Origin of the sequence: Mageeibacillus indolicus UPII9-5 (genome assembly GCF_000025225.2) — a bacterium.
Taxonomy (GTDB): Bacteria; Bacillota; Clostridia; order Saccharofermentanales; family Fastidiosipilaceae; genus Mageeibacillus; species Mageeibacillus indolicus.
In genome coordinates this window covers 372,758-387,221 of the sequence record NC_013895.2, presented here as the reverse complement: position 1 = coordinate 387,221, position 14,464 = coordinate 372,758, and the positions used below count along the sequence as shown (strand labels likewise).

Sequence of the window (14,464 nt, the reverse complement as noted above, 5' to 3'; positions counted from 1 at the left end):
GGATGTAGGAGATAGATTACTGAAAGGAGCTGCCTTTAGGCAGATTTATTTACATTATGAACTTATTTGATGTTATTATAGTTGGGGCAGGGCCTGCCGGATTAACGGCCGCTCTATATGCCGGACGAGCCGGATTAAAAACCTTGGTTTTTGAAGCTGGGGTCCCGGGTGGCAAAATGCTGAGTACTTCGGATGTCGAAAACTGGCCCGGCTCGATGCCTACCACCGGCCCTGAGTTGGCCGAAAAAATGACTGAACATGCTTTCCGTTTCGGCGCGGAGCAGGTAAACGCCCAGATTACCGATGTACACAAGGAAGGCAATCTCGTCGTGGCAGTTGACAGTGAAGGTAAGGTTTATCACAGCAAAGCAATTATTTTGGCTACCGGATCAACCGAACGTCATCTCGGAATAAAAGGCGAGGCCGATTATGCCGGAATGGGCGTTTCCTATTGCGCTGTATGTGACGGGGCTTTTTTCAGGAACAAAACCGTTACGGTTATCGGCGGTGGTAATTCTGCCTTTGAAGAAGCCGTTTATCTTACCAAATTCGCCAAACAGGTCTACATCGTTTTGCGGCGTGATGTCGCCCGAGCTGATGCCGTCCCGGTTCAACAAGCGATGGATAATCCGAAAATCAAAGTTATTTACAATAAAAAACCGCAGGAAATTTTAGGTAACGGTATGCAGGTTACCGGGGTTCTTTTTGCCGACAGCGTTACCGGCGATACGATGACTTTGCCGACCGACGGCGTATTCCCCTTCGTCGGCCTTTCTCCTGTCACCTCGTACATAAAGGCTGACGTACTTAACAAGGCCGGATTTGTCGTTGCCAAGCCGGATATGAGTACTGATATTCCCGGTATTTTCAGTGCCGGCGACTGTCGTAATACGGTTTTGCGCCAAATAGTAACTGCCGGCGGAGACGGGGCAATTGCCGCCCAGTCAGCTAATGCCTATGTTCAAACCTGGCAAGCCTAAGTAAACCGCTCAGGCTCAGGCTCAGGCTCAGGCACAGACCTTAGGTTTCACTGCTTTGGCTGTTTTGGGTGCTTTAGGGGCTTTAGCCGCCATCGCCTTCGTAGTTTGACCACTAGGTTTTCAATTAAATGGGAAGCCCGTTCAGCTTTCTTGCCATTTTGTGTCGGCAATTTTGCCATGCTGCACAATTTGCAGCGTTGCTAATGTTGCTATATTTCGACACAAAATGTGCTACATGCGTTGCTACATGCATTGCGAGAAGAAGCGGAATCGGCTTCTCATTTTTATATTTTATAGGACATTATGCTAGATCCTGCGCGATCTTCTACATTGATACAAACGTTCAAACAATATTACCAGCCCGGCGATGACCAAGCCACCGACCACATCCGGCCAAAAATGTTGTTTAATGAAAACGGTTGACAGCCAAATACCAATTGACCAAATCCACACCAAGACGCATAAAACGACAGTTTTGCCACGCCCGTATAAACGGGTTGATACCAAATAGTAGGTGTAATAAAAAGCAAACAAAGCAGATATTAATACGTGTGAGCTTGGCCAACAGTTGGTCGGTGCGTCAGCCGAATGCAGACGATTAAAAATCAGAACCGTCAGAGGATCAACCCCGGACAAGTCGACATTTTCCCGTGAGCACCAAGTAGGATAAACAATGAATATTACTTGGGCGAGTGCCATGCCCAAGCTACTTATTCCGACCATCAATTTGAAATGATGTGTAGCCTTAGCTGTCGGGTTACACCATATGTGCCAAGCGAGCAAAGCCAGTTGCAAATACCAAGACACATAAAAATATATCATGTAAGGGCAAAATGGAGTCAAATCGTCCACCCCCCACTTGAGCACAGCAAGATCACGCCCGGCCGTACTGTTATATCGGTTAATCAGGGCATAAGAAACCAACAATAATAAAAAGAGCGCAGTTACCAGCACTCTTTCTTTACGAACGCTAAAATATAACTTGAACTTAGTAAGTTTGTCGATAAGATTACCTCCAACCGATTTTTAACTATATATTCACTTCAGTTCACTAACTTTGACCGTACCGCTTTTACGATTGGCAACAAAGGACTTGGTTTTTGAAAAATATTGCAACTCCAAGTTTGTCGGCTCTTTATCCAGCTTATAGGCCGCGGTATAGGCTTCAGTATAAGCCTTTAAAATGGCCTCAGCCTTTTTAGCATCACCACTGCCTTGGTCAACAGCTATCAACTTAGTATTATGCATACCTTGTAACGCTATATCTGCCAACGCATTCTTATCCGGCTGAATTTTGTTGATAATTTCCGTTCGGTGGATATTGCGACTGTGCACCGAAGGAACGGCCCATGCAACTATCGCCACAACTACAATTGCAACAACTGACAAAGCGGTAACGAGTACCCGTTTATTAACCTTGAGTTCCGGCATAGCAAAACTTTCGTTGAGTTTGGCGACTTGTTCAGCGGCACTCAAGCGTTGCTCTTTGGGTTTCTTAGCTACGGGTTGATCTGAAGTTGTCCTGCGCTGTTTCGCGCCGTGTTGTACGCCGTTACGGTAGGCAGACAAAGCCGCTGACTTGGCACTTTCAGCCGGTGGATCAAATTTTTCATTTGGGAAAACATAGTCGCCAACATCTTCCGCCAATGATATTGCCTTAGCCGGATCTACTTTAGCCCAGCAAAATACACAATGATTGTCTTTCTCCGTTTCAACATTTATTATTGAGCCGCAATTGGGGCAGCGGCCTTCACGTATTGCCATAGCGTCACCTTTCTGATTAAGGACTGAACCTGAATGCTACAATTATAGTTGGTTATTTAATTTGCGTCAATTAACCGTTACCGGTCCAAGATTCTTCGCATTTATTCGAGAGGTTTAGCTATGTTAGTTGATTGCAGCTGCCGCGGTGTTCGGGACATCATCTTTTTTTGCGCCACTTCCGGCCTTAGCGCACTGGTTGTTTTTGCTATCGGGGCATGTAGGTAGATTGTAGCGGCCGAGATCAAAATAGGCATTGCCGGTCTTTTCTTGCTGTTTGGGCTGCGGAGCAGGAACTGGCGGTTGAGGAGCCGGAACGGGCGGTTTCGGTTGGGGCTTTTTAACAAACAATTTGGCTGTACTTTCGGCCGCTTTGTACCTGTAGGTTATGTCTATGCCATCTTCTTTTACCTTATCGATGTCGGATGGGGCAAATTCATGTTCAACCTCACCCGGAAAAGTTACATAAGCCTTTACATTGGTTAGTTCTGATTCGTCTTTCGAAATTTCCCCATTAAAATCCTTAGTCAATAAGGTGATGGCCTTCTTGATAAGTTTCTCAGCAGTTATTTTTTCACCATAATCTAAAGTTACGTTTTGGGCTTTTATGAGGGGCATATTTTCATTTAATTTAGCACAACGGGCTAGAATCAAAAGAACATTTTCCTTTGGGTTAGGATTAAGTAGTCCATAAGTCATTACATTTACTTTGGCAGTATTGACTGGCTCCAAATTGCCGTGACCTGCACTGTGCCAGAAAGTAGGTTTTTTATACAAATTTGATTCATATTTGTATTCAACCTTCGCAGTTACTCTAGTAGTATCTCCTTTTTTCCTGAGTAAGGAATCTACCGTTTGATCGTTAGACAACTTTACTTCCAGTTCCATTTCATCTTTAAAAGTACCATCTGCTGCTCCGACAAGAGCAAATGTTACAGGTTTTGTATTTCCTAAGGCAAAATTTTCAAATTTCACTTTACGATAGACATCACATTTAAATGGGAAAAATGCTCTATCTATTAATTTATTTTGTCCATCGCGAGATGTAAGCGTTGACTCCAAACCATCCACAGCATTTTGGCCAAAAAATAGTTTTGGATTGTCGAATTGATAATTTTCATATAAATCTTTGTTAGCAAGAACGAGTTCAAATCCTACCCGAAAATTTTGTTTACCAGCATCATATTCCAAACCGTTCGCAGATTTTTTGAATGGCCACACAGCTTCTTCCTGAGATTCGTTTATCATACTAGCATCGGTATAAAATTTTACACTTCGAAGTTCTACAACAGGCTTTTCAGAGCTATCCGGCAATTCAGCCTTAAATGTATATTTTCCGTATCTCTCCAATACATCTGAAGGCTTTTCACCAACATATAATTTTACGTCTTGCTGGGAAGAAAGTCCTTCTACATATATTTTTGTTATTTTTTTCCTAGTATCTTCCGCCCTAACCACCATCGGCAGAGCCATCAGTGCCGCCAGAACCGTCACCGCTATTGACCGGTACATCCTTTTCATAAAATCCTCCACGTGTATTATTTCAAATACAGTATTTTCTTAAGTATAGCAAAGTTGCCCAAACAAGAGCAAGAGCAAGAGAAAAAACATTATTGCCTAGACAATTTTCTCGTATTCGATCGGAAGCACAAAATTCGACCTGTCGCCTTCTAGCGAAAATTGTTCCTTTTTGTCGCCTGCTAGCCGCCTACCCACCGCTATACTTAAAGCAAAATCCAACGACCGAAAGTGACTTAGAATATGAACAACACCAAAAATTCAACTCCAACCCTCCGACATCTCTTGCCCACGCTACAGCTGACTCTTATAGCCTTACTAACTGCCGTGATCATCAATATTTTCTTTGCCTTTACACCAATTTCTTGGCATATTTGGCCAATAATTCAACGCCAAACAAGAAACAATGTGCATTATGATTTTTCTTCTTCGCAAACTTCTTACCATACATCTTCGCAGACATTTTCGGAAATCCGACCGGTAATTTTCGCTGTCGAAAAAAAGCTGAAACGCAGTAAAAAAGCCCCTGCTAAAGTATCCTCAGGTCGCAGAGTAAAATCCAAGGTAAAAAAACAGCCGCCAAGCCATTTAACCCCCAAGGTCGCAAGCTCAAGCCACGCTAGTCTACCAATTCGTAAAAACTTCCCGTCGTCCTCCCCTGCCGGCACGAAGCCAAACACCTCCGCTACCAGTACGGAAGCGACCACCTCTGCGCCCAAGATATCATCTCCACCCTTATCTGAACAAAGCCGAACAGACAAAATGATTGACCTGAACGACAATGCAACAGTTGATTTAATCAATAAACTAAGTGGTTCCGGCTGTGCCAATAAAACTTACGGATCACCTTTGCCATCCGGCGGAGAAAATTTTTCACTTACTGATGCAGCCGCCCAAGACTCGGAAGCCGATACATTACCGCCGCTCAGTTCTTCTTTTTCTTCTTACGCTGAGCCAAGCGATACAATCATTTCCGAGGCTAAAATTTCTGATTACAAAAATGAAGCCGCCGCTGTGGCGTCGGTTGCCGCTAAGCAGGCCGATCATAGCTTAACTGTTTCCGTTATCCCAGTCGCCCTTGGCATGCTGGTAATTGTCCTTACCGTAATTATTGCGCACGATACGCTATTATTTAAGTAGCACAGCTTGATATATTAGGCACGTAATTTGGTAAAATACTTTTCTTTATCCAGTGTCTCGTAAAACCGCTTGCTTTAGCCATGGGAGTGTAAAAGCCGATTGCCTTCATGGACAAAACTATCAAAGATTAGCGACAGTTACATTCTGAGGCCTTGACAGTTCAGTTTTTTTTTGCTTTAATAGTACACGTTGTATCGCCTTTTTAGCTCAGTAGGTAGAGCGCATCCATGGTAAGGATGAGGTCACCGGTTCGAATCCGGTAAAAGGCTCCAGTTCCGAGGGCTGCTGCAAGGTAGCCCTCAATTTTTAGTCACGCGCTTGGAGATGTACCCAAGTGGCTGAAGGGTCCGGATTCGAAATCCGGTAGGTCGGTTATGCCGGCGCTGGGGTTCAAATCCCCACATCTCCGCCAAACGTCGCAACCACTGCATATTGCAGTGGTTGCTTTGTTTTATACAAATGATATAGGAATTTTACACTAGCTTTTATGCTCCCCGCAATTTTTTTGTACCGTTTTTGTACCTCCCGTTTGAGATCTTTATATAAAAAATGGTGTAATCTGACGCTTTTAGAAAAAATCTCCTGCGACTATATAAAATAGCTGCAGGAAATAAAAAAACATGAATTTATGCTATGATTATGCTATATCACTGAAACGGATACATTAGGATATGAATAAAATGATCTGTTCAGAAGAAATTAAGGATGAATAATATAATGACCCTAGACACTAAAAAAGAACAGGAACGTGACGAACTTCACCGTGCTATATGGGCAATTGCTGATGAACTTCGTGGTGCAGTAGATGGCTGGGACTTTAAAAACTATGTGCTTGGCACTATGTTCTATAGATATATTTCTGAAAACATTACTAACTATATTAACGCAGGTGAAATTGAAGCCGGCAATACTGAATTCGATTACGCACAGATGTCTGACGATGATGCGGAAGAAGCAAGACAGAGTCTTGTTGAAGAAAAAGGCTTCTTTATCCTTCCCTCAGAACTTTTCTGCAATGTTAAAGCAAAAGCTAAAGGTGATGAGAATCTTAATGAAACACTGGAGAAGGTATTCCGTCATATTGAAGAGTCAGCAAAAGGAAGTGAGTCTGAATCTGATTTTGCAGGTCTTTTTGATGACTTTGATGTAAACAGTAATAAGCTTGGCTCTACAGTAGCAAAGAGAAACGAAAAGCTCTGCAAGCTTCTTGATGGTGTGGCTGATATGAATATTGGGGATGTTAAGAACCACGATATTGATGCATTCGGTGATGCTTATGAATACCTCATGACAATGTATGCATCAAATGCCGGTAAATCAGGTGGTGAGTTCTTTACTCCTGCTGATGTATCAGAACTTCTTACAAGAATTGGTACAGTTGGTAAAACTGAAATTAATAAGGTTTATGACCCTGCCTGTGGTTCAGGTTCGCTGCTTTTAAAGGCAGAAAAAGTACTTGGCAGAGATAAGATTCGTAATGGTTTCTATGGACAGGAAATCAATATCACAACCTACAACCTTTGCCGTATCAACATGTTCCTACATGATATCGGCTTTGATAAATTCAATATTGCTTGTGAAGATACACTTATTGCACCTGCACATTGGGATGATGAGCCATTTGAACTGATTGTTTCAAATCCCCCATATTCTATTAAATGGGCCGGTGATGATAATCCATTACTTATCAATGACCCTCGTTTTGCACCTGCAGGTGTTCTTGCTCCAAAGAGTAAAGCAGACTTAGCTTTCATTATGCACAGTCTTTCCTGGCTTGCGTCAAATGGAACGGCTGCAATTGTATGCTTTCCAGGTATTATGTACCGTGGTGGTGCTGAACAGAAAATCCGTAAATATCTGATTGATAACAACTATGTTGACTGTATTATCCAGTTACCTTCTAATCTTTTCTTCGGTACATCAATAGCAACCTGCATTATGGTGCTTAAGAAAGGTAAAGAAGACAATAAGACTTTATTCATTGATGCGACAAATGAATGCATTAAAGTCACAAATAACAATAAGCTCACCCGGAAAAACATGGATAAGATTGTTGACTGCTTTGCTAACCGTCGAGAAATCGAGCATTTTTCACATCTTGCTACATATGATGAGATTGCAGAAAATGATTACAACCTTTCGGTGTCAACCTATGTCGAAGCTGAGGATACGAGAGAAAAGATTGATATTGTAAAACTTAATGCCGAGATTAAAGAAATCGTTGCTCGTGAGCAGGTCCTTCGTGATGAGATTGATAAAATCATTGGAGAAATCGAGGTGGGATGATGAAAAAGGACAGGCGTGAAATCAACATCCTTCGTTCCTCCGCTGCGGAATATCTGACATTTGTTGCCTCCACAGGCGCAGACGAAAAGAGCATAGAGATGCGTTACGAAGATGAAAATATCTGGCTGACGCAAAAAATGATGGCTACTTTATATGATGTGGATGTGCGAACCATCAATGACCATATTAAAAAAATATATTCCGATTCAGAATTGGAGCAATCAGCAACTATCCGAAAATATCGGATAGTTCAAACGGAAGGTTCCCGTCAGGTTGCCCGTGAAGTAAATCATTATAATCTGCAAATGATTATTTCAGTTGGCTTCAAGGTGAATAACGAGCAGGCTGTGCAGTTTAGGAAATGGGCAAACCAAATTGTAAAAGATTATACCATTCAGGGTTGGGTTATGGACGATGACCGTCTGAAAAACAGCGGAACGGTGCTGACAAAAGAATATTTTGAAAAGCAGCTGGAAAAAATCCGTGAGATTCGTCTTTCAGAACGAAAATTTTATCAGAAAATTACCGACATTTATGCCACAGCTTTGGATTACGACCCTACCGCAGCGACTACAAAACGCTTTTTTTCGGCGGTACAAAATAAATTGCATTACAGTGTTCACGGGCAAACGGCAGCAGAGGTTGTCTACAACCGAGCAAATGTGGAAAAGGAACACATGGGGCTTACCACATGGGACGGTTCGCCCAAAAGTAAAATTCATGCCTATGATGTTGTGGTAGCGAAAAATTATTTGACCGAAAAGGAGCTTTTCCAGTTGGGACGCTTAGTTTCGGCATATCTGGATTTTGCAGAAGCACAGGCAGAGCGTCACATCCCGATGACAATGGCGGATTGGGAAGAACGGCTGAATGGTTTTTTGAAGGTTTGGGATAGAGATGTATTGCAGGATGCCGGGAAAATATCCGCAGAGCTGGCAAAAAGTCATGCTCTGAGCGAATTTGAAAAATACCGCATCGTACAGGATCGGTTGTATCAAAGCGACTTCGACAGGATATTGTTGGAGGATGCATCGCAGGGCCTGCCGGAAACGATTGCAAAAGAAACCGGGAAGGATAATGGGGAAAAATGAGCAGATTAGGTGAATTAATTCAGGAATTGTGTCCTGATGGGGTGGAATATAAAAGAATTGACGAAATATGTGTAGTTCAAAATGGATATACACCATCAAAGAAAAATAATGAGTTTTGGGAAGATGGAGATATCCCTTGGTTTCGTATGGAAGATATTCGTCAGAATGGCCGTGAATTGGATGATGCGGTTCAGCATATTACCTCATTAGGAGTGAGAGGTTCTGTATTTCCAGCTAACTCTCTTATTTTTGCTACGACTGCAACCGTTGGTGAACATGCTCTCATAAAGGTGCCATTTGTATGTAATCAGCAGCTCACACACATTCATATTAATGATGAATATATTGATGCTATAGAAATTCGATACTTATTTCATTGTGCCTTTATAATAGATGAAATGTGTAAAAATAACACCAAAGGTGGAAGTACACTTCCTGCGGTTGATTTGAATAAATTCAAGAGTTTTAAGATCCCCGTACCTCCTCTGGAGGTACAACGTGAAATTGTCCGTATTTTGGACAATTTCACGGAGCTTACAGCGGAGCTTACAGCGGAGCTTACAGCGGAGCTTACAGCTCGCAAGAAACAGTATGAATATTATAGAGATATGCTGTTGACTTTCGATGCCCGAGGGGAGGCGATAAGTGATGTTGTATGGAGGACATTGGGCGAGGTTTGCAATCTTCAATCTGGTAAAGCAATTTCTGCATACCTGATTTCTGACACTCAAACAGTAGAAAATTCTATTCCGTGCTATGGGGCAAATGGTCTAAGGGGCTACGTAAGCACATCCAATGAATCAGGTGACAAGCCGATTGTTGGACGACAAGGAGCTCTGTGTGGAAATGTTTGTTTTGCGACTGGTTCCTATTATGCCACAGAGCACGCAGTTGTGGTCACAGATAAGGGCTTTTTCAACAGCAGATTTTTGTATCACCTGCTTGTTAATGCTGATTTGAATCAGTACAAAACCGCAGGAGCTCAACCTGGTCTATCTGTTGCAAGATTGAATGAAGTGAAAGTCCCTGTTCCGACAAGAACAGTACAGGATAGAATTGCCAATGTTCTTGATAACTTCGACGCCATCTGCTCTGACCTCAACATCGGTCTCCCGGCTGAGATTGCAGCACGGCAAAAACAATACGAATATTATCGTGATGCACTCTTGACATACGCAGCAACAGGCAAGATAATCCTTGACAGACAGACAGACAGACAGACAGACAGACAGACAGACAGACAGACAGACAGACAGACAGACAGACAGACAGACAGACAGACAAGCGTGATGCGCTAATCAAGCTTTGTCAATATGTATTTGGTGTTGTTTTTGTAAAACTTTCTGATATTGCCACGATCACACGAGGTGGTAACTTCCAAAAGAAAGACTTTATAGACACAGGAGTTCCTTGCATGCATTATGGTCAAATGTATACACACTTTGGTATTTATGCAACTGAACCCTTAAAATATATTAGTGAAGACGTGGCAAAAAAATCAAAGATGGCAGTTAAAAATGATATCGTTATGGCTGTTACAAGTGAAAACGTAGAAGATGTTTGCAAATGCACTGCATGGCTTGGGAATGAGAATATTGCAGTCAGTGGTCACACTGCTATTATTCATCATAATCAGAATGCAAAGTATCTGTCATACTATTTTCATACAGCAATGTTCTTTGCTCAGAAGAAACGTTTAGCACATGGAACAAAGGTTATTGAAGTAACACCAAATGCATTAAATGATATCGTAATTCCACTCCCGTCCTTAGCGGATCAGGAACGCATTGTATCTATCCTCGACCGATTCGACGCGCTCTGCAATGACTTAAGTCGAGGTCTTCCTGCCGAGATTGAGGCAAGACGAAAACAATATGAATATTACAGAGATAAATTACTCAGTTTTGAGTAATTAAGTAAAGGAGGCGGATACTGTGCCATATTTCAATATTGTTGCACAGACAACAGAAAATACAGTTGTTACAGAATATGAGCCGGTAAAAACACGTGCCGGCAATTATCAGTCTGAAGCAGCATTGGAAAAAGAATTTATCCGCATGCTTTGTGATCAGGGATACGAATATCTTACAATACATCATGAAAAAGATTTGCTTGCCAATCTTCGTACTCAGCTTGAGAAACTGAATAGTTACCATTTCTCTGAAACGGAATGGGATAGATTTTTCAAAGATTCCATTGCCAACCGGAATGAAGGAATTGTGGAAAAGACCCGTAAGATTCAGGAAGATAATATTCAGGTGTTAAAGCGTGATGATGGAAGCACAAAGAATATCACGCTTATTGATAAGAAGAACATTCATAACAACTTTCTTCAGGTCATCAATCAGTATGTTATTGGTACTGCCGAAGGTGCAAAGCACGACAATCGCTATGATGTTACGATCCTTGTGAATGGTTTGCCACTTGTTCATATAGAACTAAAACGCCGAGGTGTGGCTATTCGTGAGGCATTCAATCAGATTAACAGATATCAGCGTAATTCGTTCTGGGCTGGAAGCGGTCTGTTTGAATACACACAGATTTTCGTTATCTCAAACGGAACAAATACAAAATACTATTCCAACAGCACACGTTTTAACGCTATCAAGGATATTAATGCTATAGCTACTGCTAAGAGAGGTAAAACAAGTAATAGTTTTGAATTTACTTCCTTCTGGGCAGATGCAAACAATCGTGTCATTCCTGATCTGATTGACTTTACAAGAACATTCTTTGCAAAACATACGATTTTAAATATCATTGCCAAGTACTGCATTTTCACATCAGAAAATATGCTTATGGTAATGCGCCCATATCAGATTACGGCTACAGAGCGTATCTTGAATCGTATCGAGATTGCCAATAACTACAAAAAATATGGTGATGTTGCAGGTGGTGGTTACATCTGGCATACAACAGGTTCAGGTAAGACCCTTACATCATTCAAAACTGCAAGACAAGCTTCATTTCTTCCTTATATCGATAAGGTGTTGTTCGTAGTTGACCGTAAAGATTTGGACTACCAGACAATGAAGGAATATGATCGTTTTGAAAAAGGTGCAGCAAACAGCAATACCTCTACTGCTATTTTGAAAAAGCAGTTAGATGATAGTAATGCTCACATTATCATTACAACTATTCAGAAACTTGCAACATTCATCAAAAAAAATAAAGAACACGAAGTATATAATAAGCACGTGGTTATTATCTTTGACGAATGCCATAGAAGTCAGTTTGGTGATATGCACGCTGCCATTGTAAAAAGCTTTAAGAAATATCATCTGTTCGGCTTTACAGGAACACCAATTTTCCCGACTAATACAGGAAGTGTCCGTAAGCCACAGTTCTTTACAACCGAGCAGACTTTCGGTGACCAGCTCCATACATATACTATTGTCGATGCTATCAATGATAAGAATGTACTTCCGTTCAGAGTTGATTATGTAAAGACAATGGATATGGGTAAAGATATTGATGATGAGCAGGTGTGGGATATTGCCCGTGAAAAGGCTATGATGGCACCTGAAAGAATCAAGCTTGTTACGGAATATATCCTTAATAACTTTGATAGAAAAACCTATCGTGGTGATAAGACTTATATCTATAACACCCTTACAAACATTTCTGAAGTTGCTTCCGGCAAGAATGGTGCGGTAGAAGAAATCAAGCAGAAACAACGAGTAAGTGGATTTAACTCTATCTTTGCCGTTGCCTCTGTTCCGATGGCAAAATTGTATTATCAGGAATTCAAAAAACAAATGGAGGCTGACCCTACCAAAAAACTCCGTATTGCTACTATCTATAGCTATGGTGCAAACGAAGCTGAATATGATGAATGTACAAGCGGTATTCTTGATGAGGAAAATTCAGAAGATACATCTGCACTTGACTCGTCTTCAAGGGATTTCCTTGAGGCTGCTATCAAAGATTATAACGAAATGTTCCATACGAACTACTCTACAGATAGCGACAAATTCCAGAACTATTATAAAGACGTTTCCCTTCGTATGAAGAACAAGGAACTTGATTTACTAATCGTTGTAAATATGTTCCTTACAGGCTTTGATGCCACAACCTTGAATACATTATGGGTTGATAAGAATTTGAAGATGCATGGACTCATTCAAGCATTTTCAAGAACAAACCGCATCCTTAACTCGATTAAGACATTTGGCAACATTGTCTGCTTTAGAAATCTTCAGAAATGTGTTGATACTGCTATTTCACTTTTTGGTGATAAGAATGCAGGGGGTATTGTCCTGATGAAGGGCTTCAAAGATTACTACTATGGCTATGAAGATATTGATGGCAAGTTGTATCCGGGATATATAGATATGATGGATGACCTTACATCAAAATTTCCACTTTCAGAGCCACAAATTATAGGCGAGCAGAATCAGAAGGACTTTATCTCCCTATTTGGTGCAATCCTGCGTATGAGAAACCTTTTGTCTGCATTTGATGAATTCGCCGGCAAAGGAATGATAACTGAGCGTGATTTACAGGATTACCTTTGCAGATATCAGGACTTGCGTGATGAATGGAATGAAAAACGCAAGAAAGGTGAAAGCACAGATATTATTGATGATATTGTCTTTGAGGTTGAACTTATCAAGCAGATTGAAATCAATATCGATTATATCCTTATGCTCGTTAAGAAATACCATGATAGTCACTGTGAAGATAAGGAAGTCCTTGTCACAATCAAAAAAGCTATTGATGCAAGTCCTGAACTTCGTAGCAAGAAGGCTCTTATTGAAACATTTATTGCTGAAATAAATGATGTTGAAGATGTTATGACAGAATGGCATGATTATGTAGCTGAAAAGCGTGAAGAGGAACTTGTTCAGATTATCAAAGAAGAAAAGCTGAAACAACCTGAAACAAGAAAATTCCTTGAGAATGCATTCCGTGACGGTGAAATTAAAACCACAGGTACAGATATTGATAAGCTTATGCCTCCTGTATCTCGTTTCGGTGGCAGAAACAGAGCCGTTAAGAAACAAGGTGTCATCGACAAACTGAAATTATTCTTTGAGAAGTTCTCCGGGGTTGGAGGTTCATTCACTACTGAAAAGCCAAAGTTTTTTACTTACGACGATGCGATGGCTCAACAGCCTGTTCCTATGGTTGCAGAAGATTCCGCAACTCATGGGATAAAGAAAGATGTTGAGTAAATGCTAAGAAAACGAGTAAGGCCTTCTGCATTAACGGGCACCGGCTTCGCCAATCATTTCAGCCATTTTTAATAATTTATGGTATGCCTCAACAACCTCCGTCCTAAATTGTGTCCCTTCAAGCCCGAGTTCAGTTTGCTCACAAATGTCTAAAACATCATCATTAAGATAAGTTGCAACATCTTCATTTTCTTCGTTAATTTGCCAGAAATTATCGTGTATATAGTCTTCAATTAAAGTCGAAAATGCATGCTCCGATTTGTAACCGTTTTCTATATTCTTTTGCATAAGTTCCAATAAAGACCTAATTTTTTTCATTAAGTTTCACCCAGTCTTTTTTTTGCTCATCCCATATTTGTTGTTCTCTAGCTGCCTGTCCCCCTGCACATTTTTATAGTTCACCGGAACTAATCGCCGATCCATCTAAGCGCCGGAATTTCTCCAACGGATATAAGTAGTCTTCTTCCGTATCATCTATTATCCTTAAAAAGGGCGGTTCTACGCCTAAACA

The 14,464-nt window shown here is 41.2% G+C and carries 12 protein-coding genes and 2 tRNA genes; 9 read left to right on the top strand and 5 right to left on the bottom strand.

The window, feature by feature from the left end; all coding sequences use genetic code 11:
- Window positions 1-56: 56 nt before the first annotated feature.
- Window positions 57-980, top strand: coding sequence for a thioredoxin-disulfide reductase (trxB, locus tag HMPREF0868_RS01740; protein ID WP_012992992.1), 924 nt, complete (start codon window positions 57-59; stop codon window positions 978-980).
- A gap of 306 nt (window positions 981-1,286) precedes the next feature.
- Here the strand turns inward: trxB and HMPREF0868_RS01735 are convergent, their stop codons facing one another.
- The 4 genes from HMPREF0868_RS01735 to HMPREF0868_RS01720 form a co-directional block, all read right to left on the bottom strand.
- Complete coding sequence (locus HMPREF0868_RS01735) at window positions 1,287-1,934, bottom strand: phosphatase PAP2 family protein (protein ID WP_012992991.1); 648 nt, start codon at window positions 1,932-1,934, stop codon at window positions 1,287-1,289.
- 84 nt (window positions 1,935-2,018) lie between these two features.
- Complete coding sequence (locus HMPREF0868_RS01730) at window positions 2,019-2,744, bottom strand: hypothetical protein (RefSeq protein ID WP_012992990.1); 726 nt, start codon at window positions 2,742-2,744, stop codon at window positions 2,019-2,021.
- A 123-nt stretch (window positions 2,745-2,867) separates the two neighbouring features.
- Window positions 2,868-4,262 carry a hypothetical protein gene (locus tag HMPREF0868_RS01725; RefSeq protein ID WP_012992989.1) on the bottom strand — a complete coding sequence of 465 codons (1,395 nt, stop codon included), beginning with the start codon at window positions 4,260-4,262 and terminating at the stop codon, window positions 2,868-2,870.
- 437 nt (window positions 4,263-4,699) lie between these two features.
- Window positions 4,700-5,020, bottom strand: coding sequence for a hypothetical protein (locus tag HMPREF0868_RS01720; protein ID WP_157667962.1), 321 nt, complete (start codon window positions 5,018-5,020; stop codon window positions 4,700-4,702).
- Window position 5,021: 1 nt separating this feature from the next.
- Here HMPREF0868_RS01720 and HMPREF0868_RS01715 point away from each other — a divergent pair, with 1 nt between their 5' ends.
- From HMPREF0868_RS01715 to HMPREF0868_RS01680, 8 genes are all read left to right on the top strand, one after another.
- The gene (locus HMPREF0868_RS01715) at window positions 5,022-5,399 is read left to right on the top strand and encodes a hypothetical protein (protein ID WP_012992987.1); all 378 of its coding nucleotides are present in this window, start codon (window positions 5,022-5,024) and stop codon (window positions 5,397-5,399) included.
- 196 nt (window positions 5,400-5,595) lie between these two features.
- Window positions 5,596-5,671: transfer RNA gene (locus HMPREF0868_RS01710), tRNA-Thr, on the top strand.
- Window positions 5,672-5,719: 48 nt separating this feature from the next.
- Window positions 5,720-5,811: transfer RNA gene (locus HMPREF0868_RS01705), tRNA-Ser, on the top strand.
- Between the two features lie 305 nt (window positions 5,812-6,116).
- Window positions 6,117-7,685 carry a type I restriction-modification system subunit M gene (locus HMPREF0868_RS01700; protein WP_012992986.1) on the top strand — a complete coding sequence of 523 codons (1,569 nt, stop codon included), beginning with the start codon at window positions 6,117-6,119 and terminating at the stop codon, window positions 7,683-7,685.
- On the top strand, window positions 7,685-8,776 hold the full coding sequence (locus tag HMPREF0868_RS01695; protein ID WP_012992985.1) for a virulence RhuM family protein: 1,092 nt from the start codon (window positions 7,685-7,687) through the stop codon (window positions 8,774-8,776). The genes HMPREF0868_RS01700 and HMPREF0868_RS01695 overlap by 1 nt, the downstream gene beginning before the upstream one ends.
- Window positions 8,773-10,074, top strand: coding sequence for a restriction endonuclease subunit S (locus HMPREF0868_RS01690; protein ID WP_012992984.1), 1,302 nt, complete (start codon window positions 8,773-8,775; stop codon window positions 10,072-10,074). Before HMPREF0868_RS01695 ends, HMPREF0868_RS01690 begins: the two co-directional genes overlap by 4 nt.
- Window positions 10,074-10,688, top strand: coding sequence for a restriction endonuclease subunit S (locus tag HMPREF0868_RS01685; protein WP_034575351.1), 615 nt, complete (start codon window positions 10,074-10,076; stop codon window positions 10,686-10,688). The genes HMPREF0868_RS01690 and HMPREF0868_RS01685 overlap by 1 nt, the downstream gene beginning before the upstream one ends.
- A 22-nt stretch (window positions 10,689-10,710) precedes the next feature.
- Window positions 10,711-13,953, top strand: coding sequence for a type I restriction endonuclease subunit R (locus HMPREF0868_RS01680; protein WP_012992982.1), 3,243 nt, complete (start codon window positions 10,711-10,713; stop codon window positions 13,951-13,953).
- A 30-nt stretch (window positions 13,954-13,983) separates the two neighbouring features.
- Here the strand turns inward: HMPREF0868_RS01680 and HMPREF0868_RS01675 are convergent, their stop codons facing one another.
- On the bottom strand, window positions 13,984-14,271 hold the full coding sequence (locus HMPREF0868_RS01675; RefSeq protein WP_012992981.1) for a hypothetical protein: 288 nt from the start codon (window positions 14,269-14,271) through the stop codon (window positions 13,984-13,986).
- Window positions 14,272-14,464 lie beyond the last annotated feature (193 nt).

Coding starts and splice junctions, on each gene's coding strand:
- trxB (WP_012992992.1), top strand. CDS start 57: ATGAACTTATTTGATGTTATTATAGTTGGGGCAGGGCCTGCCGGATTA.
- HMPREF0868_RS01730 (WP_012992990.1), bottom strand. CDS start 2,744: ATGGCAATACGTGAAGGCCGCTGCCCCAATTGCGGCTCAATAATAAAT.
- HMPREF0868_RS01725 (WP_012992989.1), bottom strand. CDS start 4,262: ATGAAAAGGATGTACCGGTCAATAGCGGTGACGGTTCTGGCGGCACTG.
- HMPREF0868_RS01715 (WP_012992987.1), top strand. CDS start 5,022: ATGATTGACCTGAACGACAATGCAACAGTTGATTTAATCAATAAACTA.
- HMPREF0868_RS01700 (WP_012992986.1), top strand. CDS start 6,117: ATGACCCTAGACACTAAAAAAGAACAGGAACGTGACGAACTTCACCGT.
- HMPREF0868_RS01695 (WP_012992985.1), top strand. CDS start 7,685: ATGAAAAAGGACAGGCGTGAAATCAACATCCTTCGTTCCTCCGCTGCG.
- HMPREF0868_RS01690 (WP_012992984.1), top strand. CDS start 8,773: ATGAGCAGATTAGGTGAATTAATTCAGGAATTGTGTCCTGATGGGGTG.
- HMPREF0868_RS01675 (WP_012992981.1), bottom strand. CDS start 14,271: ATGAAAAAAATTAGGTCTTTATTGGAACTTATGCAAAAGAATATAGAA.